Raw genomic sequence first — 25,469 nt, 5'->3', positions numbered from 1 at the left:
GATACAAACCGATATGAGCAAAAAACATGTTGCCGTAGTGATGGGAGGCTATTCTGATGAATATAAAGTTTCTCTGAAAAGCGGACAATTAATCTATGATTCTTTAGACAGAGATCTTTATAATGTATACAAAGTGGTCATTCTGAAAGACGAATGGTATTTTTTAGATGAAAATGAAAATAAATTTCCTATTCAAAAAGGAGATTTTTCGGTTACTTTAAATAATAATGAGACTTTAAAATTTGATGTCTGTTTCAATATCATCCATGGAACTCCCGGTGAAAACGGAATTTTGCAGGCATATTGGGATGCAATAGGACAAACCTATACAGGTTGTGATTTTTACCAGAGCGCTTTAACGTTTAATAAAAAAGACACTTTAGCGGTTTTATCAAAATACGGAATTCCTTCTGCTAAAAGCGTTTATTTAAGAAAAGGTGAAGATATTAATATTGACGAAATCATTGAAAATCTGAGTCTTCCTGTGTTTGTAAAACCAAATCAGTCTGGTTCGTCTTTAGGAATTTCTAAAGTAAAAGAAAAGTCTGAATTGATAGCAGCAACCGAAATTGCATTTAAAGAAGATGATGAAATTTTAATTGAAAGTTTCTTAGATGGAATGGAAGTTTCAGTTGGTGTGATTGACTTCAAAGGCGAAACCATCGTTTTGGGAATCACAGAAATTGTTCCTCAGAATGAATTTTTCGATTACGAAGCTAAATACGAAGGCGCTTCAGAAGAAATTACGCCTGCAAGAATCGACGACGAAACTACAAAAAGAGTAGAAGAAATTGCAAAAAAAGCTTACGATTCTTTAGGAATGAGCGGCTTTTCTAGAAGTGAATTTATTTTGATGAATGGCACACCATATATGTTGGAAATGAATACCAATCCTGGGTTTTCACCAGCAAGCATCCTTCCTCAACAGGCAAAAATCTACGGAATTTCTATCAAAGATCTTTGCGGAAATGAAGTTGAAAAAGCTTTACAAAAGAGAAACTAGATATTAGAAATCAGATATTATAGTTACAACCAACTTATAATTGATGACCCAAAACTTATAACTTATTTGCGCATGAAAATTGCTGTTTTTCCTGGATCTTTTGATCCGATAACATTAGGGCATTACGATATTATTGAAAGAGCTGCGGCACTATTTGATAAAGTGATTATAGCCATTGGGCAAAATTCTCAGAAAAAATATATGTTTCCCATTGAAAAAAGAATGGAATTCATACAAAATTCTGTAGCCGAATTTCCTAACGTAGAAGTTGATTTTTTTGAAGGCTTAACGGTAGATTACTGCTTCCAAAAAAATGCTCAGTTTATTCTCAGAGGTCTTAGAAATCCTGCTGATTTTGAATTTGAAAAAGCTATTGCCCACACCAACCGCACTTTAGCACACAAAAAACTGGAAACTGTTTTTCTTTTGACCTCATCAGGAAAATCATTCATCAGCAGCAGCATTGTGAGAGAAATCATCAACCATGGCGGCGAATATGAATTATTGGTTCCCGATGCAGTAAGAGTGGAAAAAAAGTAATATAATAATAGATTTTATCATTTCTAATTTTGTCATTCCCTAGGAATCTAAGCAAGTTTATTAGATTAGCCAAGATTCTATAGAATGAAAAGCTAAACATTATATTTAAAAATTTTTCAATAATTCACCACAAATATTGAAAGTAATTGACTCTATAACCAATGCATCAACAGCTCAACTTCATCATAGAAATTCTCGGTACTATATCATTTGCGATGTCGGGGAGTTTTGCTGCGATGCAAAAACGGCTTGATCCGTTCGGGGTTTTGATTATTGCATTCGTTACTTCGGTTGGTGGCGGAACTGTGAGAGATTTACTTTTAGATATTCCGGTTTTTTGGATGCATGATCTTTTGATGTGCGGGTTGATTTTGGCGACCAGTATTTTTTCAATGGTATTTAAATCTATGGAGAAAAATTTCAAAGTCACCTTGTTTATTTTCGACAGTTTTGGTTTGGGATTATTTACGATTATCGGTGTACAGAAAGGTTTAAATGCAGACATTCATCCTTTGATTTGTATTGGTTTGGGAACAATAACCGGCTGTTTTGGCGGGATTATCCGGGATATTTTACTGAACAGAATTCCTTTAATATTCAGAAAAGAAATTTATGCAAGCGCTTGTATTGTTGGCGGTTCAACTTTTTTATTACTCACCCATTTTACAACGCTTTCCTATACATTTATACAAGTTTTTACGATTTTAATGATTGTAAGCGTGAGAACTTTAGCTGTTAAATACCATTGGCAGATCCCTAAGTTTTATGGATATGAAAGTAATTCTGAAATGTAGATTTGCTTAAAAAATAAAAAATGCACCAAATAATTTGGTGCATTTTTGTATGAGTTGTTTTCTTAAAACTTCCCTCTGTTTCTCATATGAGGATTGTGTATATGTTTCTGCATAGTCGGCATTTTCAACTGATCTTTCATCATTTTAATCTGATCGGTCATCATACCTGCGGTGTCGAGTGCTTTAGCTTCATCCAAAAGTCTTTGTCCTTCCTGTCTTCTGCCTTTAGAGATTGCTCCTGCAGCCAGATTTAAAGTTGCCATCGCTCTGTCGTGCTTCATATTTAAACCATATTCCAACGCCTTTTTCATCAGAGGTTCAACTTTCGTCGGATGATCCTGAGCCAAAACTAAACCTTGTAAGTAATGATAATACCCGTATTGATTTTTGTGAAGCTGAGATTGATAATCGGTAATGTTATCTAAAAATTTTGAGGCTTTTACCATATTCTGTTTTCTCAATTGCCAGAATGCCAAAAGGATATTCTCATTTTTAAAGAAAAGGAAGATTGGTAACGCAGATAATAGGAAAATAACAATTCCCCATCCTAAGTTTCTTGTGAAAAACATCATATAAAGACCTCCCAAAATAAGAAGTGCTGCAACTGCGATTTTTATATATTTATTCATTATTAAAATTTAGAAGTGCAAAGATATAGAATTTAGAGGTTAGAAGCTAGAAGTTGGAAGGCAGAATTATCACAACGAATCGGTCATTATTTTCTCATAAGTCTGAAAACAAAAGTCATATTCATTTTTATCATCTTTTTCGTAACAGATTTCTTCAGATAACTTCCAGATTTTAGAATCAATTTTAGGAAAAAAAGTATCTGCATTTAATTTCGCTTTTACTAAAGTAACTTCCAATTTATCAGCGATTTCCATGGTTTGTTCATAGATAGTTCCGCCACCGATGATGAACACGTTTTCATCAATTTTTTTGGCAAATTTTACCGCTTCTTTTATACTTCCTACAATTAAAATTCCTTCCTCAAACCAGTTTTTCTTTTTTGAAATAACAATATTGGTGCGGTTCGGGAGTGCTTTCCCAATACTCTCATAGGTTTTTCTTCCCATAATGATCGGATGCCCCGATGTAAGATCTTTAAAATGTTTTAAATCTTTCGGAAGATGCCAAAGCAATTGATTATCAGAACCAATCTCATTTTTTTCGCCCATTGCAACCACAATTGTTGTCATTCAAATAATTTTCTGCAAAATTAGCACATAATTTGTATATTTGGGTTAGCACAATAAAATTAAAAAATAAATAACAAACCATTTATAAAATCACCTGATTCATTAATAGTAAGAGATGAAAAATGGTTCGATTAAATAAAAAACTATTAAAACAATTAAAAACTCATTTATGAAAAACAAAGGTTGCCTAAGCGCAGGAACAATCGGTATTGCTTTACTTATCATCGTTGGTATATTATTTTTCTGGGGAAAAAGCGGATACAACAATTTTGTTACGAAAGAACAAAATGTAAACACAAAATGGTCTAACGTAGAAACAGTATATCAGAAAAGAGCCAACTTGATTCCTAACCTGGAAAGAACGGTAAAATCTTATTCTAAATTCGAACAGGAAACTTTAACACAAGTAGTGGAAGCCCGTTCAAAAGCCACCTCAATCAACATCGACCCAACCAATATGACCGAAGCTGATTTAGCGAAATTCCAGGCAGCTCAGGGAGAATTATCCGGAGCTTTAAGCAGATTGATGGCAGTTGTGGAAGCTTATCCCAATCTGAAAGCAGATCAGCAATACATTAATTTCCAAAGAGAATTTACAGCTATTGAAAACAGCATCAGAAGTGAAACTGTGTATTTCAACAGTGCTGCTCAGGATTACAACACATCGATCAAAACTTTCCCGAATAATATTTTGGCAAACTTCACCAATTTTAAAGAGAAACCTTACTTTAAAGCAGCGGCAGGAGCTGAAAAAGCACCGGACGTATTCACAGAATAATGAGCCAGTATCTTACAGATCAACAAATAGCTTCCCTCGTGGAAGCTATTAAGTCGGCAGAAGATCATTCTACCGGAGAAATCAGAGTGCATATAGACTCTACCACAGATAACAATAATGCAGAAACTGCTTTCGGGGTTTTTAATAAACTTTGTAAGAATCAAACAAAGGAGAAAAATGCAGTGTTATTTCATGTTAACTTCGAACAAAAATATCTTACGATCATTGGTGACACAGGCATTCATGCAAAAGTGCAGCAGTCATTTTGGGATCATCTACACGATTTTATCACTTCAGAATTTGCAAAAGGCAATTATCATAAAGCTTTAAAAAGCGCCATTCTGGAAACCGGTCTCGAACTCAAAAAACATTTTCCTGTAAAAGGAGAAAACCACAACGAACTTCCCAATGAGATTACGTTCTCTTAAAATACTGTTATCATTTTTACTTATTGGCTTTTACAATTTTGTATCGGCGCAATATACCATTCCTGCAAAACCTACAGTTTTATATCCTGTCTATGACGAAGGCAATTTGCTGACGAGCCAGGAGAAAAATGAACTCAATAATAAACTCATCAAATTTGCAGATTCTACCTCAACGGAGATTGAAGTCATCATCATTCCTTCAACCAAAGGCGAAGACATCAATTATCTTGCAACGATGTTTGGTGAAAAATGGGGAATCGGCCAAAAAGATGTTGATAACGGAGTGGTTTTCCTGATTGCCACTCAAGACAGAACCATGTCGATTCAGCAAGGACGTGCCGTTGAACAATATTTAACAGCTTCAGTTGCCGGACAGATTTTAGATTACATTGTTACTCCAAAATTCAAGCAAGGAAAATGGTATGAAGGAATTAATGGCGGAACATCTGCAATCATGGAAGCAGTGCAGGGGAAATTCAAACCTTTAGCCAAACAAAAAAAATCCGGAGACACCAGCGTTTCAAAATTACTGATGATCGGATTTGTCATCTTCATTATTCTCATAATCTTCTTTAGAAATAGAGGTGGTGGTGACGATGATGGCGACATTCTATTGGGACGCAGAGGACGCAGAAATTACCCCGGCGGATTCTTTCCATTCCCGGGCAGTTTTGGAGGTGGCGGCTTCGGAGGCGGAAGTTCAGGAGGCGGAGGCGGTTTTGGAGGCTTCGGTGGTGGCGGAAGTTTTGGAGGTGGTGGTGCTTCTGGTGGATGGTAGTTTTTAAATACTGCGCCTACATTCTAAGAAATGACAAACAAGAATATTTTTTTCACATGGAGATAACATCAATCAATTTAAACAAATTATACAATCGGTCATTTTAGGCCGATTTTTTTTAAATTAAATTAAAAACTCTGAAAACTCTTAATCCGGCATAAAATTCAATTATCTATATTAAAAAGTTAATGAAAACGTATTTGGAACGATTTTCATCTAATATTTTTTCATTATATTTACTGAAAACAGGTCTATGAAGAAAACGCTGGTAGTTTTTGCGCATCCTTATCTGGAACACTCAAACTCCAATGTAGAGTTAATCAACTTCTACGTTCGTCATCAGCATTTTACTTTACGCGATCTTTACGAAGAATATCCCGATTTTCATATTGCTGCATTTCGTGAGCGAAAACGCCTGAAAAATTACGACCGTTTTATCTTTCAGTTTCCGATTATCTGGTTTGGAATGCCACCTTTGCTTAGACTTTGGATTGATGAAGTTTTCGACAGAAACTGGCTGAACGAAGGAGAAGAAAATCCTTTGGAAGGCAAAGAAGTTTATATTGTCGTGACGACTGGCGGAAAAGAAAGATCCTTCAGCAGAGAAGGAACCTATCATTACACCGTAGAAGAGCTCATCAGCGGATTAATCGTTTCTTTAAAAGTTTTCAAAGCCAACATAAAAGACATTATCATTGTTTATGAAGCCAATAAACTTTCTAAAAAGGAAATTATTTTACACAAACAAAAATTTGCTAAACTCTTAGATCAATAAATGGAACCTACTTTAGCCATGAATACCCTTCTTTTTCTGGGCGTTGCCATTATTATGGTTCCGCTGGCGAGAAAATTGGGGTTAAGTTCGGTTATCGGATATATCTTAGGTGGGATTATTATTGGACCTTATGCTCTTAAACTCACAGGAAAAGACGTTGACGATATTATGCACGCCAGCGAATTTGGTGTTATCATGCTTTTATTTTTGGTAGGACTTGAATTAGAACCCAGAAAATTCTGGGGCATGCGAAAGAAAATTCTTGGCCTCGGAATGACACAAATGGTGCTGACAATTCTCCTTCTCTTTCTCATATTTGTCACTTTTGGATGGAAAACCGATAAAGCGATTGCGATAGCGATGTGTTTTGCACTTTCTTCTACAGCAATTGTTCTTCAGACCTTACAGGAAAAAGATAATTTTAAAACTGTTGCCGGCGAAGCATCTTTTTCAACATTACTGTTTCAGGATATTGCGGTGATTCCTATTTTGGCGATATTACCATTACTTGCTCATTCTAAAGTCAGTCATAATGAAAATGAAGTACAGGTTTTAATTCAAAAACTTCCGGAATGGCTTCAGGCAGGAACTGTAATCATGGGAGTAATTATCCTGATTTTATTAGGAAGATATGTGTTTGTACCTTTTTTAAGATATGTTTCAAAAGCAGGAATGACCGAATTGCTCACTGCTTCTTCCCTATTCTTAGTGATTGGAGTTTCAGAACTGATGATTTCTATCGGGCTCTCTCCTGCTCTCGGAGCTTTCCTTGCGGGAGTCATGTTGGCAAATAGCGAATTTCGTCATGAGCTGGAAGCGCAGATTGATCCCTTCAAAGGATTACTTCTTGCTGTTTTCTTTGTAAGCGTAGGCTCTACGATGAATTTTAATGTGATTGCAGACGATCCATTGTTTATTTTCACAACTGTATTTGCTGTTCTTTCTGTAAAATTTGCCGTTCTATTTGCAATAGGAAAGTTTTTTAAATTGGATAATCCTCAAGGCTTATTCTATGCATTTGCCCTTTCACAGGTTGGTGAATTTGCTTTTGTATTGATTAATTACGGATCTGATTTATATCTTTTCGGAGCAGAATTAAATGCTCAAATGATGGCTGTAACAGCAATTACAATGTGTATTACTCCGTTTCTTTTAATTATAAACGACAAAATCATCACACCACGATTTATCAAAAAAACACCGGATGAGCAAAGTGACTTCAATATTCTCGACAATAATATCGCACAAAAGAAAATTATCATCGTTGGTTTCGGTCACTTTGGAAGTACAGTAGGACGCCTTTTAAAAGCAAATAAAATTACTGCAACTGTTCTCGACAGAGATTCTGACCGGGTAAAACTTCTGAGAGACTATGGTTTCAAAGTATATTATGGGGATGCCACCAGAATTCCTGTCTTGAGAGCTGCCGGAATTGAAGATGCGAAAATTTTACTGCTTTGTTTGGATAATTCGGGTGATAATAAATTCATTGCAGAACTGGTGAGCGAACATTATCCTGCCGTGAAAATTTTTGTTCGTGCAAAAAACAGAATTGACGCTTATTCTTATTTAAATAATGGTATTGATAATATTTACCGCGAAACTTTAGGAACCGCCGTAGATATGGCAGTTGATGTACTTCACGAAACAGGAATGCGAAAATATGCAGCGAGACGTCTCGGTCAGCGTTTTATGGCGATTGACAAAGCTTCCATAAGAAAATTGGCAAAAGCTGATGACGACGATGAAATCCGGCTGTTCACCACAAAAGAAATCCTCCAGCGAGAGGAGGAATTATTGGCTTACGACAATCTCAATTTTGATGGTAAAAACTGGGAAGGTTCATCATCATCTGCAGAAGAAGATGATGACGAAACCAAATATTAATCTACTGCAAAGAAACGCTCCCACCACTGTTTTCTTCTTTGTTCACCGTATTTACATTTCCTTTTTTGATTCCGTTCACGCTTCCACCGGAAGATGCATGTCCTTCAAATTTTGTTGAAACACCAATATCAACGGTAGAACCGCTGGAAGCTTCAGCTTTCACATTTTTAGCAACCACTTCGCCTGCAGAAATATTACTTCCCGAAGAAGAATTGAGATTTGCATTTTCAGCTTCTCCGGAAATAGCTACTCCTCCTGCTGAAGACGTTTCAACATTGAGATTGACAGCCCAGATATTTCCCTTAAAAGTTCCGCTGCTTCCTGCATCAATATCCAGTTCATTGGCTTCAAGTTTCCCGGAAATATGTCCCGCACTTGAAATCTCCACATCCGTTTTATCTTGGGTAAATTGATCTCTGACCACTATAATTGCTGCAGAATTTGCTTCCAGCTTTTTAAAATCTTTAGCATATATTTTCGCTTTTACATTATTCGTATTCATCACCCGGAATCCTGTTTTGTAATGTATATGCAGTTCACCGCCATTACGATCAACCAGAACTTCATCGATGATATTTGCCGGTGCAGAAATCACTACTTTTTCTACATCAGATTTTATAATTTCAGCTTCGATCGCCTGAGAAACTTCAATCTCTTCAAAATCACCGCTGAATTCTTTTTGTTTTAAAGGTCCGTGATCTTCATTCGTGATATCGGGAAGCCATTTTGATTTTTCAGACTTTTCGTTACAGGCGGATAAAATAACCAAGCCGGAAAGAAGTAAAATTGTAGTACATTTCATGTTTTGATGTTTAGAAGATTAGTTTTTAATATCTTTATACTTTAATAACAACTAATTTATGAAATCTCTTACAACTAACAATAAGTAAATATATAAGAGACTGAATATGAATAATAAAAACAATAAAAGACTGTATATGAAAAACATTTCATCAGTATTGTTAATTTCTGCTTTGGCATTTAATTACTCGTGTACCACCATGAAAACAAACGATATCAAACAGGAAATTCCTGTACCGGATTCTTCACTTTCTTCGAATCCGTTTATGAAAAAAAGCAAGCTTCAGTATGAAGCTCCGGAATTTGATAAAATTAAAAACGAACATTTCAAACCCGCATTTGAGTTTGGTTTAAAACAGCACGATGCAGAAATTCTGAAAATAGCAAACAATTCTGAAACAGCAACTTTTGAAAACACCATTGTTTCTTTAGAAAAAAGCGGTGAAATTTTAAAAAGAGCTGTAACCGTTTTTTCAAACCTGACAGGTGCGAATACAAACCCAACTTTACAGGCTTTAGACGAAGAATTTGCGCCTATTTTTGCGGCACATTCTGATAAATTATATCTGAATGAAAATTTATATACAAGAATAAAAGCAATTTCAGATAATGGTTTAGATTCGGAAAGCAAAAGATTATTGCAGTTTTACAAACAGAATTTTGAAATTGCTGGTGCAAATCTTTCTGCAGCCGACAAAGAAAAACTGAAGCAAATCAATCAGGAAATGGCTTCATTGTCCACACAATATTCCAACAAACTGCTTGAAGCAAGAAAGGAAGGCGGAATTATCATCGACAATGTAAAAGAACTAGACGGATTATCGGCTGACGAAATAGCCGCAGCAGCAGCTGATGCCAAAACCGCAGGCAAAGATGGAAAATATCTTTTAGCTCTTCAGAACACAACCCAACAACCTGTTTTACAAAACTTAACCAACCGAGCAACTCGTGAAAAAGTGTTTAAAGCTTCATGGATGAGAGCGGAAAAAGGCGGAAACAGTGACACGAGAGAAACTATTGAAAAATTGGCGAAATTAAGACTGAAAAAAGCACAGATTTTAGGTAAAAAAAGCTTCGCAGAATGGAAATTGCAAGATCAGATGGCTAAAAACCCTGAAGCAGCTGTAAAATTGATGAATCAACTGGCAACTCCGGCTGTAGAAACGGCGAGACGTGAAGCAAAAGATATTCAGGATTTGATTGATCAGCAAAAAGGTGGTTTTAAACTGGAGCCTTGGGACTGGAATTTCTATGCTGAACAAGTGCGAAAAGCCAAATTTGATTTAGATGAAAACCAGATCAAACCATATTTTGAAATCACAACGGTTTTGGAAAAAGGTGTTTTCTTTGCTGCTGAAAAATTCTACGGACTGACTTTCAAAAAGAGAACAGACCTTCCCGTTTATCATCCTGATGTGGTGACGTACGAAGTGTTCGACCACGATGGAAAATCTTTAGCAATTTATTATCTTGACTTCTACACAAGAGATTCTAAAAATGGGGGTGCATGGATGAGTAATTTCGTTGAGCAGTCTTATCTTTTAGGTACAAAACCAGTGATCGTTAACTGCTACAATTATCAAAAACCTGCTCCGGGAAAACCTTCTTTAATCAGTTATGATGATGTAACCACTATTTTCCATGAGTTTGGTCATTCTATCCACGGAATGTTTGCAAACCAAAAATATCCTTCCCTTTCAGGAACCAATGTGCCGAGAGATTTTGTGGAATTTCCGTCGCAGATTAACGAACACTGGGCTTTAGATCCTGTGGTTCTGAAAAATTATGCAATTCATTACGAAACGAAACAACCCATTCCGCAGGATTTGGTTGATAAAATAAAAAATGCAGCAACCTTCAATCAGGGTTATATGACTTCCGAATTGGTTTCTGCAGCTGCTTTAGATATGGATTGGCATTCTGTAACCAATGAAAGTCAATTACTTCCGGTTTTAGATTTTGAAAAACAATCTCTAGTCAACCACGGATTTACTTTATCAACTGTTCCTCCGAGATATCATACTCCTTATTTTGCACACATTTGGGGAGGTGGTTATTCTGCAGGATATTATGCTTATTTATGGTCTGAAACTTTAGACAGCGATGCGTGGGAATGGATTTCAAAGAATGGCGGGTTGACCAGAGAAAACGGTGACCGATTCAGAAAATATATTTTGTCTGTAGGAAATTCTGTTGATCTGAATCAGGCATTCAGAGATTTCACAGGACATGATCCTGATATCAAACCTTTATTGAGAAACCGAGGTTTCATTAAATAATTTTTAGGAAGCATTCATTATTGAGTGCTTCTTTTATTTAACTTCTAATTCAATCATACTATTTCAGAAGAAATAAGATTGTTATGTTTGAGAAATAAATATATTTGTCATGAAATAAAAATTTATACTCCCTATGATTTCTTTACTATTTTTAATTATCTCTTGGCAACATATTTTAATTTTATTATTACTTGTTGTCCCTTATTTTATCCCAACATTTATAGCATATAACAGAAAAAAAACAAATGCCGGAGCAATCTTCGCATTAAATTTATTTTTAGGCTGGTCATTAATTGGGTGGGTAGCTGCACTGGTTTGGGCTTTATCCAATCAACAAATAATTATTAATTCTGATCACTCTCAAAATTACAATTCTACTATTGATCAATTGACTCAACTAACTGCACTTCATGAGAAAGGTATAATAACTAATGAAGAATTCACAAACCAAAAAAACAAATTGCTCAGTTAACTTTTGTAACTAATATAAAAATATGAACTGCCCCTGTTGCTCCGGAAAATCCTACGAAGAATGTTGCAAACCTTATCACACAGGAGAAAAACATGCACCAACTGCAGAAGCACTCATGCGTTCCAGATTTTCTGCATTTGCGATTCCTAACGGAGAATATTTAATGGAAACAACTCTTCCTGAAAAAAGAAAATTTCACAACAAAAAAGATTTGCAGGAATGGGGAGAAATCAATGAATGGACGAAACTGGAAATTATAAAAACTCCCGCTTTACATCAGGTAGAATTTAAAGCGTTTTACAACGATGAAGACGGAGAATCACAAATTCATCACGAGTTTTCAATGTTTAAAAAAATGAATGAACGGTGGTATTATGTTTCGGGAAAGTTTTTAGATTGAGATGATCATTAAAATTTATTCAAAAAAATGTCCGGAAAAATCCGGACATTTATAGTATTCAAATATTGTTAGTGAGCTTCGTTAACGTCAACTCCATGCGCGTGACCATGAGCCAACTCCTCTTCTGTTGCAGGACGGGTATTTAAAATTTCAACCTGAAAATCTAAAACTTTCCCTGCCATCGGATGGTTAAGGTCTGCAATTACAGCTTCAGGAGTAACTTCTAGTACAAAAGCCTGAAAATTATTCCCTTCGTTATCCGTTAAAGGCAAAATAGCTCCCAAAGGCGGAGTTCCTGCTTCTTTGAACATATCAATCGGCAATTGTGCGATTGCTTCCGGATCTTTCTCACCGTATGCTTCTTCCGGCTGAATGACAAAAGCTGCTTTATCACCAACTTTTAAACCAAGAATATTTTGTTCGAATTTTGGAATCATCATTCCCAAACCGTATAAGAATGTAAGCGGATTTTCTGCTGTCGTTTCTTCTACAAGAATCTTGCTACCGTCCTCTTCAATGGTGTGAAGTATGTAACTTACAGCCACAACGTGTTTCTGATCAATTGTCATATTTTTTCTTTTTTTCGTGATGTTTTTCACGATTAACGGCACAAATATACTATTTTTAATATCATTGAACGAGGAAATCCATTAACGGAATATTACGAAAACAAATTTTGTTTTAGTTTCCACCTTTAGCTTCGTCTCTTTTTTTCTGTCTCAGAACGTAGAGATATAAGCTCTCCACTTTGGTTCTTGCCCAATCAGTTTTGCGTAAAAACTTCAATGACGAATTGATACTTGGATTATCTGTAAAACATTTGATATTAATTTGTTCGCCCAGTTTTTCAAAGCCCTGATAATATTCTACCAATTCCTCAAGAATCGCATCAAGTCTTTTTCCGTGAAGCGGATCTTTTGATTTTTCTTCCATAACGCAGTAAAATTAAATATTTTATCAGACTTTACTACTAAAATTGTTTATACTCCTAATCTTTAGTATTTTTGATAAAGGTATTTCTTACCTGTAAAATCACTCGTTGCAAAAATGAATATGGGCAAAAATAACGAAGCGAACAGAAAAAAAAACAAAGATAAAATCGATCAGAAAAAACGTAAAATACAAAACGCGGAAGCAGAAAGAAAAGCACGTTTAAAACAAATCCGAGAAGATTTTAAAGCAAAAGAAGCCAATAGTAAACTATGAAAATCCTCCACACCGCCGATTGGCATTTGGGTAAACGTCTCGATCGTTTTTCAAGACTGGAAGAACAGGTTTTGGTGATGAACGAAATAATAGAAATTGCTGACGACCAAAATGTTGATTTGGTTTTGATTGCAGGAGATTTATTTGATAATTTCAATCCGAGCGTTGAAGCGACCGAACTTTTTTATAAAACTCTGAAACGTTTATCATTGAACGGAAAACGTCCTGTCATCGCTATTTCCGGTAACCATGATTCGCCCAGTCTGATTGATGCTCCAAACCCTTTGGCAAGAGAATGCGGAATTATTTTAATCGGTCATCCGAAAGCGGATATTACTCCGTTTGAACTCGAACATTTTAAAATTTCAAAGGCTGCAGCAGGCTTTATTGAACTGGAATTTAAAAACCACAATTTCCCGCTTAGAATTTTACATACACCTTATGCGAATGAAATTCGTTTAAAAGAATATTTTGGTGAAAGCAAAGAAGAAAATCTGAACAATGTTTTAAGAGAAAACTGGAAACAAATTGCCGATGAATTTTGTAATAAAGACGGCGTTAATCTTTTAATGGCACATTTGTACATGAACAAAAAAGGTGCTCCTATTCTGGAAGAACCGGAAGGTGAAAAACCCATCAAAATCGGAAATGCAGATTTAATTTGGTCGGATATCATTCCTGAGCAGATTCAGTATACGGCTTTAGGGCATTTACACAGATTTCAAAATATAGGAACCACTGAAAAACCCGTTATCTATTCATCTTCGCCTTTGTGCTACAGTTTTAGTGAGGCAGGACAAACAAAATATGTTTCCATGATTGAAGCCAAGCCCAATCAACCCGTTTCATTTGAAAAAATTGCCTTAGAAAAAGGGAAATCATTGGTCAGAAAAACATTTGATTCTGTTGAAAAAACGATTGAATGGCTTCAGGAAAACCCAAATACTTTGGTTGAACTCACTTTAGAAAGCGAAACTTTTCCAAAATCAGAAGAAACAAAACAGATTTACCAATCTCACGATGGAATTGTACATTTGATTCCGAAAGTAAAAAATCAGAATTTTAATGAAAATCAACTGAGCGAAATTAATTTGAACCAGGACATTCAGGCATTGTTTAAAGATTATTTTAAGTCTAAAAATCAAGGTCAGGAACCGAATGAAGACTTGATGCAGATTTTCAAAGAACTCATGTAGCAAAAATCTCACTCTATGAACCAAAACCCTCCAACCAACAACTGATCAATGATTCCAATTCAACTTACCCTAGAAGGTTTATATTCTTACCAGGAACGTCAGAAAATCGATTTTAAAGATCTTACGGAAGCAGGTCTGTTTGGAATTTTCGGATCGGTAGGTTCGGGAAAATCTTCTATTCTGGAAGCCATTTCATTTGCTTTGTATGGCGAAACGGAACGCCTGAACGCAAGAGACAAACGTGCTTACAATATGATGAATTTGAAATCAAACAAATCATACATTGAGTTTGATTTTATCAATTTTGAAAATAAAAAATTCAGAGCAACAAGAGAATTCAGAAGAAATTCTAAAAATTTTGAGGATGTAAAAACACCAAATGTTACTTTTTATGAATGGAAAAATGAAAACTGGATTCCTTTGGATCATTCGAATTCGGAAAAAATAATCGGTTTAAGTTATGCGAATTTTAAACGTACGATAATCATTCCGCAAGGTCAGTTCAAAGAATTTCTGGAACTCGGAGCCACCGAAAGAACGAATATGATGAAGGAGATTTTCAATCTTCAGCGTTTTGACCTTCAAAATAATGTTTCAATTTTAAATGCAAAAAACAGATCAGAACTTGATCAGCTGGAAGGTCAGCTGAAAGGTTTTGAAGAAGTGAATGAAGAGCAGATTTCTGCGCAAAAAGAAAATTTAAAGCTAGAACAACAAAAATTTGAAGAAGTAAAAATTCAGTTTAAAAATATTGAAGATAAATATCAACGGTTCAAAAATTTAAAAACCGATTTTGAATCGCTGAAACAGAAAAAAACAGACTTTGAAAAACTTAATTTTCAGAAAACAAATATTGATGAATTAGAAATTAAAACAGCACTTTTCGATACAGTTTTCAGGATTTTCACACCGATTATTACAGAGAAAAATAAACTTCAAAAAGAAATTTCGGAGCAACAGAAAAATAAAGACCATCAATTTAAAATTGTACAGGAAACAGAGGTAAAATTTGAAAATATTAAAAATAAACTGGCTGCAATTTTACCGAAATTTGAAGCTTTGGAACAATCGAAAATTCAGGAAAATGATTTGGAATTAATTCTTAAAATGCTTGAGTTTTCGAATGGTATAAAAACTTTAAAAGACCGAACCGAAAAAGGTTCTGAAAAAGTAAAGGAAGTTGAAGTAACACAAAAGGTAATTCAGAAAAAAATAACGGCACTTTCTGAAAATGCAGAATTTTTGAAGCCAAAAAAAATAGAATCCCATATTTTAATGAATGTGGGGAACTGGTTTCTGGAACAGAAAAACTTAACAGAATCTGCAAAAAATCAAAATATAAAAATTGAAGATTTTCAAGTAAAGATTGAAAAATTAAATACTGATTTAATTCCTTTCGCAATTCATCAGGAAACTTTTAAAGAAGATTTTAAATCAAAAACGGAAGCTTTAGAAAATGAAGCTAAAAAACTGGCAGAAAGAAAAAACCAGCTTGAAGTTCAGCAAAAACTGGCACATTTTGCTGGTGAATTGCATGACGGAGAATCTTGTCCGCTTTGTGGCGCACTCGAACATCCGAATATCGTAGAGTTTGATGATGTAAATACAGAATTGACTGAATTGAAAAATCAGATTCAGAACAATAAAAACCGATCTGATGAAACACAAAAACAGCTTTCTGAAATTGAAAAAATCCTTGACAGGAAAAAGATTTTTGAAGAACAGCAAAAAGCTGAACAGGAAAATTTAAATCAGATCAGAATTAAAATTGAAAATCATAGGAAAAACTTCATCTGGACAGATTTTAATCCTGAAAACAACGCTGAATTTCAGCAGAAACGTCAACAGTCTTTTGAGATTGAAAAGCAGATTGAAGAACTGAAGCTGCAAGTTGCTGAGCACCAAAAAACTTTGGAAAAGGAGCGTGAACATCTGGAAAAATATAAAAAAGCTTTGGAAGAATTTAAATTGGACGAAGCAAAAAAAGAAAGAACAGATCAAAACCAACCAATCCAATCTGAAAATTTTGAAATGGGCAGATTATCACGATCAAAAAATTACTGAAGCAGAAGAAATTTATAAAAAGCTGGCACAATCAAATCTTGAAACGGAACAAAATTACCATCAGCTCATTAAAGATGAAAAAAGTATTTCTCCAAAATTAGCCGAGCAAAAAGCCATCGTTAATCAATTAGAAAAACGAATTTTGGATTTGGAAAAGGAAATTTCAGACAATGAAAGTATTATAACAAAATCCTTAATCGATCATCAATTCAATGCTCTAGACGAAGTTCAGAATATTTTATCGCAGCAAGTTAACGTTCAGGAAGTGAGAAACCAAATTCAGAAATTCAGGATAGATTTTGAAACTCTGAAAAACGGAATTTCCGAATTGGAAACGAAACTCAAAGATTTTTCTTTTGATGAAGAGCAGTTTGCGGAAGCTGAAAACCAGTTCAAAACTTCAGGAAATGATTTAAAAACAGCCAATGATACTGTCGTGAAAATCAGTTCTGAAATTGAAAGACTGGAAAAAGAATTTAGGAAAAAGGAAGATTTGTTAAAAAATTTAAGTCAGCTTCAAAAACGCGCAGACAATCTGAAGATAATGACCCATCTTTTTAAAGGAGCAGGTTTTGTGCAGTATGTTTCTTCGATTTATCTTCGTCAGTTATGCGACCATGCCAATGTACGCTTCCACCGAATGACGAGAAATCAGCTCAGTTTACAGTTGAATGACAACAACGATTTTGAAATCATCGATTATCTGAATGAAGGACGAAGCCGAAGTGTGAAAACACTTTCCGGAGGACAGGCTTTTCAGGTTTCGCTAAGTCTCGCCTTAGCTTTGGCAGAAAGCGTTCAGGCAAATGCACAATCAGAGAAGAATTTCTTTTTTATTGATGAAGGTTTTGGAACACAGGATTTGGAATCGGTAAATATCGTTTTTGAAACATTAATGAATCTGCAGAAAGAAAACAGAATTGTAGGTATCATTTCTCACGTTGAAGAACTGAAAGAAAAAATCCCGGTGTCTCTTAATATCACTAAAGATGAGGAGAGGGGAAGCTTGATTGAGATTGTGTAATTTGATACTATAAGATAAAAATAAAACAATCCGTCTCAGCTTTGAGATGGATTGTTATTAGACAGTTATTGTAATCAATTTTATTGATAGTTATCTATAAAAATACATTACTATTTTATCATTGATACCATCACCATTCTCGTCATTTTCATCTGCCACAATCTGCAGTTCGTTCTGAGTAAGTGTAAGCACATCGGTAATCTCACCATCAATTGTTATTTTTTTTGTCGATGGATTATAAGAATAGTTTTCTGTGAATGTACCATCTACACTGCAAGTACCATCTGATTTTGTGTAAAAAATATTTGAGGTTAAAACTCCGCTGGAAGCAAATTCGTAAGTGTTTTTCTTATCGCATGCATCAGGTATTTCAGTATCTAGAATAGCGTTGTTGCTTCCACTATAGATTACAGTTTTAGCCTCTTTCCATGTTCCTACGATAGATACCTGTTCTTCTGTTGAATCGTCGTTTGAGCACGACATTACTGTTAATACAGCTAGTGAAAGCATTGTGATTTTTTTCATATTTGTTTTTTTAAGAGGTCAAATATACTTACTTTTCGAAAATAACCAAACATTTTTTCACATAAAAATGATATTTTTAAAAGTTCTAAAGAATCTGTTTTTTGACATCAGTGCCGAAAAGTTCAATAGATCTCATCATCACATCATTTTCAGGAGCACCGACATCCATGTGGCCTATGAATCTTGTGATGCCGAAAATATCTTTCATATAATTGATTTTATCTGCAACCTCATCTGCATTTCCTATGAATAATGCACCTTCTTTCGCTCTGCCACCATCGTACTGCATCTTTGTATAAGGCGACCAACCACGAGATTTCCCAATCCTATCCATTTGAGATTTATAATTATTGAAATATCCATCGATAACATTTTGGTCTTCACTTACGAAAGTGTGCGAATGTATGGCAATCTGCATTTCCGATTCTGTGTGACCGGTTGCTAAATATTCCTGCTTATAAAAATCAATTAAATTTTTAAACTGAATAGGCATTCCGCCAATAATTGCCACTACTAAAGGCATTCCTAATTTTGCTGCACTTAAAACTGATTGTGGAGTTCCACCAACAGCTCTCCAAATAGGAAGTTTTCCGTTATTTGTTGCTCTCGGATAAACGGTTTGGTTTTGCATCGGAGCACGAAGTTTTCCTGACCATGAAACGTTTTCTTCTGAATTTATTTTAAGCAGTAATTCTAATTTTTCGTCAAATAATTCTTCATAATCGTTCAGAGAATATCCGTACAAAGGAAAAGATTCTATAAAACTTCCACGACCCACATATATTTCGGCTCTTCCATTTGAGATTAAATCTAATGTTGCAAAGTCTTCATAAACTTTCACGGGTTCTGACGAACTTAAAACCGTAACACCACTTGCTAATTTTATATTTTTTGTAATGCTTGCCGCTGCGGCCAAGATCATTTCAGGTGAAGAAACTGCATAATCTGCTCGGTGATGCTCTCCCATTGCGAAAACATCAATTCCCACTTCATCCATTAATTTTACCTGCTCAAGAATTTCACGGATTTTCACTCCCGCATCTTTATATTTTCCGGTGGTTTGGTCAAATGCCAAGTCGCCAAACATTCCTATTCCTAATTCCATATTGTTGATTTTTATAAGACAAAATTAGGATAATGAATGATTAAAAACGTTGATGTTTGGTAAGAACAAACAAAATGATTACTGTGGCTGAACATGTTTCTGTGACCTGTTTTTTAATTTCAAAAATTGTTTTTCAAACAGATGATACGATAAAAACGCAAGTAATACTGAACAAAGAAATGACAGCAGAAAAGTGACATACCCCTCAAATTTATATTTTTCGCCGATTTTCCGGAACAGCATGATAGGAACTAAATGGATAAGGTATAACCCATAAGTATATTTCCCAAGCCAGGCTAAAATGGATTTATCAGAAATTTTAAATGTATTTTTATCGCCAAGTGTGAATAAAATTAACACCGAAAAAAAGGAGCCATAAAGCAAAGGTCTTAGATTTAAATTTCCAAATATAAACCAATCTAAAGGTAAAGTGATGATAGCAATAACAGCAAGAAAATAGATGTATTTATGAACAGCAGAAATTTGTGTGATTTTATTAATAATATCTTTCCTGAAAACAAAAAGATAAGCAGGGATTGCGCCAAAAGCAAAATAATCAATATTAGAGAAAACATCAAGCGAGCCGATACTCAACATACTGTAAACAAATCTGAAAACCAATGCAACAGCAAGACAAATCACAATCGACCCGGGAATTTTTTTTAAAGGAATGCAGTAAAGGAGAAGTCCCCAAATGATATAAAAATGTTCTTCCACACACAATGTCCAGATTACAGGCAATGGCGAAACATTCGGATGTCCACCTGTATACATCACCATGTAATTTTCGAGAAAGGTGAATGTAAGAAGCCAGTTGGGTTCATATCCGTCATTAGAATATGGAAAATGCACTAAACTTAATATATAAGGAGTAAAAAATGCAAATAAAACCATTGCATAATACAATGGCCAGATTCTTAATATCCTTCTTTTAAAAAATGGTTTCAGCGGAATCTTTCCCTGATTGTTAATTTTATCAACAATCAAAATATATGTAATTAAAAACCCGCTCAAGACAAAGAAAAAAGACACACCAATTTCTCCTCTAGAAAAATAACTTAAAAAACTATTCTCAGGAACTCCCGCATGATGAATGAATACTAATAAAAATGATAAAAACCTTAAAGAATCAAAAGTATGAAAGTGTACTCTATCTATTTTTGTTAAGCTCATATTTTAACCAATGCACTACTTCTTCAAATGCTGATCAAAATAATCAGTCACCTTTTGCATAAGATGCACTCTGTCTTTTCCGATCACATTATGTGGATGTCCCGGGTAAACGAAATAATCCAACTGTACGCCATTGTCAACAGCAGATTTGATGAATTTCATAGAATGCTGCCAAACTACAACATCATCCTGCGCTCCGTGAATCATCAATAGTTTTCCTTTCAAATTCTGAACTTTATCCAAAAGATTTGATGTTGCATAACCTTGCGGGTTCTCCTGTGGAGAATCCATATATCTTTCGCCATACATGATCTCGTACATACTCCAGTCGATTACAGGACCGCCTGCAACTCCTACTTTGAAAACATCCGGCTGACGAAGCATAAAACTTGTTGTCATAAAACCACCAAAACTCCAACCGTGAATTCCCAGTTTTTCAGAATCTACATAAGGTAGAGATTTCAAGTATTTTACACCCTGCATCTGATCATTCATTTCTGTTGTTCCCAGATTTCTGAAAACAGCCTGCTCAAACTTCATTCCACGGTTAGAAGAACCTCTTCCATCCATCGTGAAAATGATGTATCCGTTTTGCGCCATATATTCATACCAAAGGTTTCCCGAAGCCGGAAAACTGTTTGTAATCAACTGCAAATGTGGGCCATTGTACAAATATACGATTGCAGGATATTTTTTATTAGGATCAAAATTGGTCGGAAGAATGATTTTTCCGTACAGTAAAGTTCCGTCGTCTGCTTTTAGATTGATGTTTTTAATTTCCGGACGCTGATAATTTTTCAACGGATTTTCTGATGTGAGAAGATTCGTAGATTTTAATGTGGCAGTATTGATGATATTGGCAACTCTAGGCGTATTGGCATTGCTGTAAGAATCATACAAATAATTTCCGTCGCTGCTTAAAACTGCTGCGTGCATTCCTTCTCCGTTATCTAATTTTTGAGTTTTGAATGTTGCCCAGTTGATTCTGTACAAATGCCTTTCTGCAGGACTTTCCTGAGTAGAAGCATAGTAAATATCTTTCTTCTTTTCATTAAAACCTAAGATATCAGTTACCAGCCATTCTCCTTTGGTGATCTGCGCAATCAAACCTTTTTCTAAATTGTAATGGAACAAATGATTGTAACCCGTTCTTTGGCTCTGCCATATAAAATCTGTATTGGAATTTGGGAAAAACAATAAAGAATGTTGCGGCTCCACATATTTGCTATCGGTTTCTTCAAATAAAGTTTTAATAAAATTACCTGTCACAGCATCGTATTGATTCATTTTTAAATGATTCTGACCTCTGTTTAAAACTCCGACGAATATAAATTTAGAATCCGGACTCCACGTGATTGACGTTAAATACTGATCTTTTTCACCTTCAATTTTTAAGAAAGTGGTCGATTCATTTTTAATATTGTAAACTCCAAGGGTTACTTCATGAGAAGTCTTTCCTGCCATTGGATATTTAATGTTTGTGTTGACTGCAGGTGTTACAGACCAGTCGATTACAGGATAATCTGCAACCATCGTCTGATCCATTCTATAAAAAGCTATATTTTCTGAATTTGGAGATGGAAAAATTCCCGAATCAATTCCGAATTCGTTTCGGTGTACGTTGGAAGCACCGTTGAGAATATTTTCGTTGATATCATTCGTTACCGCAACTTCTTTTCCGTTTTTGTTGATGAATAGATTATTTCCTTTTGTATACACCAAAGTCTGATTGTCGGAAAGTGTTTTCATATTAGCGGGATTATCACCCAGAGCTGCCGATCGTTTCATTTTCCAGTCATTTCCTGACTTTGTGAACCAGTACATTTGGCTATTAGCAGAGAAATAAGCGTCTGAACTGGTTATAAACTTTACAGGCGGAAGTCCTTTTAACTTTTTGTCCACAAAATTTTTATTGACCTGATGAAGAGACATTAAAGTATCCTGTTTGTTGGTTTTCAGATCAGTCAAAAGATATCCGCCTTTTACCGCCTGAATATATGATTTGTTGTCAGCTGACCAAGAAAACTGAGAGATGTTTTTCACAGCCAGGTTGCTTCGCATTCCGTTAACAGCTTCTGCCATAGTAAATTTTTGAGTCTGTGCAAAAACAGTTCCACCCAAAACAACCATCAATAAAGAAAATTTATGTAATTTCATTGTATAAAAATTGAATCTGTCAAAAGTAAGAAATAAAAATCAACCGTTAATAAATGTTAAATAAAAGATGAACTTATTCAAAACAAAAACGATTATGGCTCATCAATAGTTAATCAATTAAAGTTTATTGTTAAATTTTTATTAAATATAATTTCTTATCCTAAATCAATGAATCGCATATCATTCATGTCTTAGATTTGCAGTAATAATAACAACAAATAAAAATAAATACAATGGCTACAAAATGGAATTTAGACCCCGCTCATAGTGAAATTACTTTCAAAGTAAAACACATGATGATCTCCAACATCAAAGGAAACTTCACCAACTTTACTGCAGAAATTGATGCTGAAGACGATACTTTTGCGAATGCAAAAACTACAGCAACTATTCAAACAGATTCTATCTCAACAAACAATACCGACAGAGATAATCACCTGAAGTCTGCAGAATTCTTTAATACAGAAGCTAACCCGACTATTACTTTCGAATCTCAGGCTTTAAACAATTCTGTAACCGGAAATCTTACGGTAAATGGTGTTACTAAACCTATTACTTTAGATGTAGATTTCGGAGGAATCAACGTAGATCCGTGGGGAAATACAAAAGCCGGTTTTTCTTTTGAAGGGAAAATTAACAGAAAAGACTTCGGATTAAACTGGAATGCAGCTCTGGAAGCAGGAGGCGTGATGGTAAGCGACGAAGTAAAGATTGCAGGAGAACTGCAGTTTGTAAAGCAAGCATAGTAAATTAAATATAGTTTTTGAGATTCGGTGGTTTGCTATAATCGCCGAATCTTTTTATTTTAAAAAATACAGATCATGCAACTTAACGACTTACAAAATATCAGCGATCATTTTAAAAACACTCAGAAAATGCCCGTACTTTTTCTTGGTCATGGCTCGCCTATGAATGCAATTGAGGAAAATCAGTTTGTGCAGGGATTTAGAAACGTGGCAAAAGAAATCCCGAAACCGAATGCTATTTTGTGTATTTCTGCGCATTGGTTCACAAATGGGACTAAAGTTACTGCGATGGATATGCCTAAAACGATTCATGATTTCGGAGGTTTTCCGCAGGCTTTGTTTGATGTAGAATACCTCGCTCCCGGCAATCCTGAATTGGCTAAAGAAACTGCCGAAATTTTAAAACCGATTTTGGTAGAAGAAGATCACAATTGGGGTTTGGATCACGGTGCATGGTCGGTTATTAAGCACATGTATCCTGAAGCAGACATTCCTGTGATTCAGTTGAGTATTGACTACACAAAACCGCCGCAGTATCATTTTGATTTGGCTAAAAGACTAAATAAACTCCGTGAAAAAGGAATTCTGATCATCGGAAGCGGAAATATTATCCATAATTTAGGATTAATAGACTGGCGAAACATCAATACCGTTGGAGCCGGCTGGGATTGGGCGATCGAAGCGAGAGAGAAAACCAACAATTGGCTTTTAGATGGCAATTTCCAGAATTTGATTGATTATCATAAGCAAGGTGCTTCGCTGCAGTATTCTGTTCCTACTCCTGATCATTATTTACCTCTGATTTACAGTTTAGCTTTAAAAGATAAATCTGAAGATTTGGTTTTGTTTAATGATGAATTAATTGCCGGAAGTCTTAGCATGACGAGTGTGAAAATTGGTTAAAATAAAATTTTTGTAACAGTCTTTTTTTATCACTATAAATTTAGTAATATTGTTTACCATGAAAAAAACAGTATTATTTTTATTGATCATTCTGCCGATTTGCCTTTCGCTTGCTCAGACTATTAAAGGAAAAGTGGTCAATGATATTGAGAAACCAATTTCCAATGTCAACATTTATCTCGACGGTACAAAAACCGGAACAGTTTCTGCGCCAGACGGAAGTTTTACTCTTAATTTAGCTTCTGCTAATAACAGCACTTTGGTTTTTCAGAAAGATCATTACACTACATTTACAATTAATACTTCAGAAGTAATAAATAAAACATTAAAGGTTGTTTTAATAAAATCTCAGGAAATCGAAGAAGTGGTGATTATTCCTTTTACAGAAGCGGCATATAAAAATTATATTCAGTTCTTTCTGGATTCTTTTATCGGTTATGACAAACAAAACGTGAAAATTAAAAATCAGCGATCACTAAAGTTTTCTTACGATAAAGAAAATAAAATTTTAAAAGTAAAAGCTCCCCAAACTTTAATCATTGAAAATAAAAATTTAGGATATACGATAGATTATAATCTGATTGAGTTTTCAGCTGATTTTGAGAACAACACCTCATTATTTATAGGTACCAGTTTCTTCAAAGAAACCAAAACGACTGATCGAGTAAAATTAAACAGAATGAATGCTTATAATGGAAGTCAGGTACATTTTTTCAGGAGTGTTTTTGCTAACAAGGTTGCAGATGAAGGTTTTATCGTCAACCAGGTCACCAAATTTCCTAATCCAAAATACCCGACAGAAGAGGAGTTACAAAGACTAAAAGAGTATACAAAAACCTTTAAATCTAAACAAATCATTAGTATTCCTGAAGATATTTCAGATATCTCAAGCAGAAAAAGAAATGAGTCACCCTACAAAATTGCCATAACAAAAACTCAGATTCCCGAGAATGATTATACTAAAAAGACTGGTGAAAAGCTTTTTCTTGATTACAATTTTATGATGCAGGTTAATTTTAAAAAGTACTTTTATGAATCAAAAAAAGGACAATTTGTTAAAAGCAGTTTGCCTGTGATTCAGACCTCATTTCTTCATCCGGAAAACGATACTTTTGAAATTTATTCAGATGGAAATACTTCAAACCCTAGTCAATTAATCAATCAGGGAGAATTTACAAAAGATAAAATCGAAAAACTTTTGCCCCTGGATTATCAGTTGGGAGACTGATCAGTTTT

The 25,469-nt window shown here is 34.9% G+C and carries 27 protein-coding genes; 18 read left to right on the top strand and 9 right to left on the bottom strand.

Annotation, left to right across the window (positions count from 1 at the left end; translation table 11 throughout):
• Positions 1–13: 13 nt before the first annotated feature.
• The 3 genes from ACZZZA_RS07885 (at position 14) to ACZZZA_RS07875 (ending at position 2,337) form a co-directional block, all read left to right on the top strand.
• Positions 14–1,003, top strand: a complete 990-nt coding sequence (locus ACZZZA_RS07885) for a D-alanine--D-alanine ligase (RefSeq protein WP_463430685.1) — start codon at positions 14–16, stop codon at positions 1,001–1,003.
• A gap of 72 nt (positions 1,004–1,075) precedes the next feature.
• Positions 1,076–1,543, top strand: a complete 468-nt coding sequence (gene coaD / locus ACZZZA_RS07880; protein ID WP_463430683.1) for a pantetheine-phosphate adenylyltransferase — start codon at positions 1,076–1,078, stop codon at positions 1,541–1,543.
• Positions 1,544–1,704: 161 nt separating this feature from the next.
• Positions 1,705–2,337 carry a trimeric intracellular cation channel family protein gene (locus ACZZZA_RS07875; protein ID WP_463430681.1) on the top strand — a complete coding sequence of 211 codons (633 nt, stop codon included), beginning with the start codon at positions 1,705–1,707 and terminating at the stop codon, positions 2,335–2,337.
• A gap of 62 nt (positions 2,338–2,399) precedes the next feature.
• Here the strand turns inward: ACZZZA_RS07875 and ACZZZA_RS07870 are convergent, their stop codons facing one another.
• Both ACZZZA_RS07870 and ACZZZA_RS07865 read right to left on the bottom strand, forming a co-directional pair.
• Positions 2,400–2,966 (bottom strand): DUF2892 domain-containing protein, encoded by a 567-nt coding sequence (locus ACZZZA_RS07870; RefSeq protein ID WP_463430679.1) that lies wholly within the window; start codon positions 2,964–2,966, stop codon positions 2,400–2,402.
• 69 nt (positions 2,967–3,035) lie between these two features.
• Positions 3,036–3,536: a dihydrofolate reductase gene (locus ACZZZA_RS07865; protein ID WP_463430677.1), complete on the bottom strand. Its 501-nt coding sequence runs from the start codon at positions 3,534–3,536 to the stop codon at positions 3,036–3,038.
• Between the two features lie 169 nt (positions 3,537–3,705).
• Between ACZZZA_RS07865 and ACZZZA_RS07860 the strand changes: the two genes are divergently transcribed.
• The 5 genes from ACZZZA_RS07860 (at position 3,706) to ACZZZA_RS07840 (ending at position 8,182) form a co-directional block, all read left to right on the top strand.
• Positions 3,706–4,314 (top strand): LemA family protein, encoded by a 609-nt coding sequence (locus ACZZZA_RS07860; protein WP_463430675.1) that lies wholly within the window; start codon positions 3,706–3,708, stop codon positions 4,312–4,314.
• Positions 4,314–4,742, top strand: a complete 429-nt coding sequence (locus tag ACZZZA_RS07855; protein ID WP_463430673.1) for a TPM domain-containing protein — start codon at positions 4,314–4,316, stop codon at positions 4,740–4,742. Before ACZZZA_RS07860 ends, ACZZZA_RS07855 begins: the two co-directional genes overlap by 1 nt.
• Complete coding sequence (locus tag ACZZZA_RS07850) at positions 4,723–5,520, top strand: TPM domain-containing protein (RefSeq protein ID WP_463430671.1); 798 nt, start codon at positions 4,723–4,725, stop codon at positions 5,518–5,520. The genes ACZZZA_RS07855 and ACZZZA_RS07850 overlap by 20 nt, the downstream gene beginning before the upstream one ends.
• A gap of 253 nt (positions 5,521–5,773) precedes the next feature.
• Entirely contained in the window at positions 5,774–6,295 is a 522-nt protein-coding gene (locus tag ACZZZA_RS07845) for an NAD(P)H-dependent oxidoreductase (RefSeq protein WP_463430669.1), read from the top strand.
• Positions 6,296–8,182 carry a monovalent cation:proton antiporter-2 (CPA2) family protein gene (locus ACZZZA_RS07840; RefSeq protein ID WP_463430667.1) on the top strand — a complete coding sequence of 629 codons (1,887 nt, stop codon included), beginning with the start codon at positions 6,296–6,298 and terminating at the stop codon, positions 8,180–8,182. It abuts the gene before it with no gap.
• A gap of 1 nt (position 8,183) precedes the next feature.
• Here ACZZZA_RS07840 and ACZZZA_RS07835 read toward each other — a convergent pair whose 3' ends face one another.
• A complete protein-coding gene (locus ACZZZA_RS07835) occupies positions 8,184–8,984 on the bottom strand; it encodes a head GIN domain-containing protein (RefSeq protein ID WP_463430665.1) in 801 nt (266 codons plus the stop codon).
• A gap of 136 nt (positions 8,985–9,120) precedes the next feature.
• Here ACZZZA_RS07835 and ACZZZA_RS07830 point away from each other — a divergent pair, with 136 nt between their 5' ends.
• The 3 genes from ACZZZA_RS07830 (at position 9,121) to ACZZZA_RS07820 (ending at position 12,134) form a co-directional block, all read left to right on the top strand.
• The gene (locus tag ACZZZA_RS07830; protein WP_463430663.1) at positions 9,121–11,262 is read left to right on the top strand and encodes a M3 family metallopeptidase; all 2,142 of its coding nucleotides are present in this window, start codon (positions 9,121–9,123) and stop codon (positions 11,260–11,262) included.
• A gap of 133 nt (positions 11,263–11,395) precedes the next feature.
• Positions 11,396–11,734, top strand: a complete 339-nt coding sequence (locus tag ACZZZA_RS07825) for a superinfection immunity protein (RefSeq protein WP_463430661.1) — start codon at positions 11,396–11,398, stop codon at positions 11,732–11,734.
• A gap of 22 nt (positions 11,735–11,756) precedes the next feature.
• The gene (locus ACZZZA_RS07820; RefSeq protein ID WP_463430659.1) at positions 11,757–12,134 is read left to right on the top strand and encodes a YchJ family protein; all 378 of its coding nucleotides are present in this window, start codon (positions 11,757–11,759) and stop codon (positions 12,132–12,134) included.
• A gap of 68 nt (positions 12,135–12,202) precedes the next feature.
• On the opposite strand, the gene ACZZZA_RS07815 is transcribed toward ACZZZA_RS07820, so the two are convergent.
• Together ACZZZA_RS07815 and ACZZZA_RS07810 are read right to left on the bottom strand one after the other, a co-directional pair.
• Complete coding sequence (locus tag ACZZZA_RS07815) at positions 12,203–12,703, bottom strand: FKBP-type peptidyl-prolyl cis-trans isomerase (RefSeq protein WP_463430657.1); 501 nt, start codon at positions 12,701–12,703, stop codon at positions 12,203–12,205.
• A gap of 112 nt (positions 12,704–12,815) precedes the next feature.
• The gene (locus ACZZZA_RS07810; protein WP_463430655.1) at positions 12,816–13,067 is read right to left on the bottom strand and encodes a VF530 family protein; all 252 of its coding nucleotides are present in this window, start codon (positions 13,065–13,067) and stop codon (positions 12,816–12,818) included.
• 120 nt (positions 13,068–13,187) lie between these two features.
• Here ACZZZA_RS07810 and ACZZZA_RS07805 point away from each other — a divergent pair, with 120 nt between their 5' ends.
• From ACZZZA_RS07805 to ACZZZA_RS07790, 4 genes are read left to right on the top strand one after another with little or no spacing between them, the layout of a single operon-like run.
• Positions 13,188–13,340, top strand: a complete 153-nt coding sequence (locus ACZZZA_RS07805; RefSeq protein ID WP_463430653.1) for a hypothetical protein — start codon at positions 13,188–13,190, stop codon at positions 13,338–13,340.
• Positions 13,337–14,536 carry a metallophosphoesterase family protein gene (locus tag ACZZZA_RS07800; protein WP_463430651.1) on the top strand — a complete coding sequence of 400 codons (1,200 nt, stop codon included), beginning with the start codon at positions 13,337–13,339 and terminating at the stop codon, positions 14,534–14,536. Before ACZZZA_RS07805 ends, ACZZZA_RS07800 begins: the two co-directional genes overlap by 4 nt.
• Before the next feature lie 48 nt (positions 14,537–14,584).
• Complete coding sequence (locus ACZZZA_RS07795; protein WP_463430649.1) at positions 14,585–16,600, top strand: AAA family ATPase; 2,016 nt, start codon at positions 14,585–14,587, stop codon at positions 16,598–16,600.
• Positions 16,563–17,624 (top strand): SbcC/MukB-like Walker B domain-containing protein, encoded by a 1,062-nt coding sequence (locus ACZZZA_RS07790; RefSeq protein ID WP_463430647.1) that lies wholly within the window; start codon positions 16,563–16,565, stop codon positions 17,622–17,624. The genes ACZZZA_RS07795 and ACZZZA_RS07790 overlap by 38 nt, the downstream gene beginning before the upstream one ends.
• Positions 17,625–17,714: 90 nt before the next feature.
• Here ACZZZA_RS07790 and ACZZZA_RS07785 read toward each other — a convergent pair whose 3' ends face one another.
• The 4 genes from ACZZZA_RS07785 to ACZZZA_RS07770 form a co-directional block, all read right to left on the bottom strand.
• The gene (locus tag ACZZZA_RS07785; RefSeq protein WP_463430645.1) at positions 17,715–18,149 is read right to left on the bottom strand and encodes a lipocalin family protein; all 435 of its coding nucleotides are present in this window, start codon (positions 18,147–18,149) and stop codon (positions 17,715–17,717) included.
• Between the two features lie 85 nt (positions 18,150–18,234).
• Positions 18,235–19,254: an LLM class flavin-dependent oxidoreductase gene (locus ACZZZA_RS07780; protein ID WP_463430643.1), complete on the bottom strand. Its 1,020-nt coding sequence runs from the start codon at positions 19,252–19,254 to the stop codon at positions 18,235–18,237.
• A 78-nt stretch (positions 19,255–19,332) separates the two neighbouring features.
• Positions 19,333–20,427: an acyltransferase family protein gene (locus tag ACZZZA_RS07775; protein WP_463430641.1), complete on the bottom strand. Its 1,095-nt coding sequence runs from the start codon at positions 20,425–20,427 to the stop codon at positions 19,333–19,335.
• 15 nt (positions 20,428–20,442) lie between these two features.
• A complete protein-coding gene (locus tag ACZZZA_RS07770) occupies positions 20,443–22,584 on the bottom strand; it encodes a S9 family peptidase (protein WP_463430639.1) in 2,142 nt (713 codons plus the stop codon).
• 233 nt (positions 22,585–22,817) lie between these two features.
• Between ACZZZA_RS07770 and ACZZZA_RS07765 the strand changes: the two genes are divergently transcribed.
• The 3 genes from ACZZZA_RS07765 (at position 22,818) to ACZZZA_RS07755 (ending at position 25,461) form a co-directional block, all read left to right on the top strand.
• Complete coding sequence (locus ACZZZA_RS07765) at positions 22,818–23,330, top strand: YceI family protein (RefSeq protein ID WP_463430637.1); 513 nt, start codon at positions 22,818–22,820, stop codon at positions 23,328–23,330.
• Between the two features lie 75 nt (positions 23,331–23,405).
• Positions 23,406–24,233: a 4,5-DOPA-extradiol-dioxygenase gene (ygiD, locus tag ACZZZA_RS07760; protein ID WP_463430635.1), complete on the top strand. Its 828-nt coding sequence runs from the start codon at positions 23,406–23,408 to the stop codon at positions 24,231–24,233.
• Between the two features lie 58 nt (positions 24,234–24,291).
• Positions 24,292–25,461 carry a carboxypeptidase-like regulatory domain-containing protein gene (locus ACZZZA_RS07755; RefSeq protein ID WP_463430633.1) on the top strand — a complete coding sequence of 390 codons (1,170 nt, stop codon included), beginning with the start codon at positions 24,292–24,294 and terminating at the stop codon, positions 25,459–25,461.
• Positions 25,462–25,469: the final 8 nt, after the last annotated feature.

The organism is Chryseobacterium sp. AC405b, from assembly GCF_979258685.1.
Note: the sequence above shows the minus strand (reverse complement) of the source record. Positions and strands in the feature narration are given on the sequence as shown.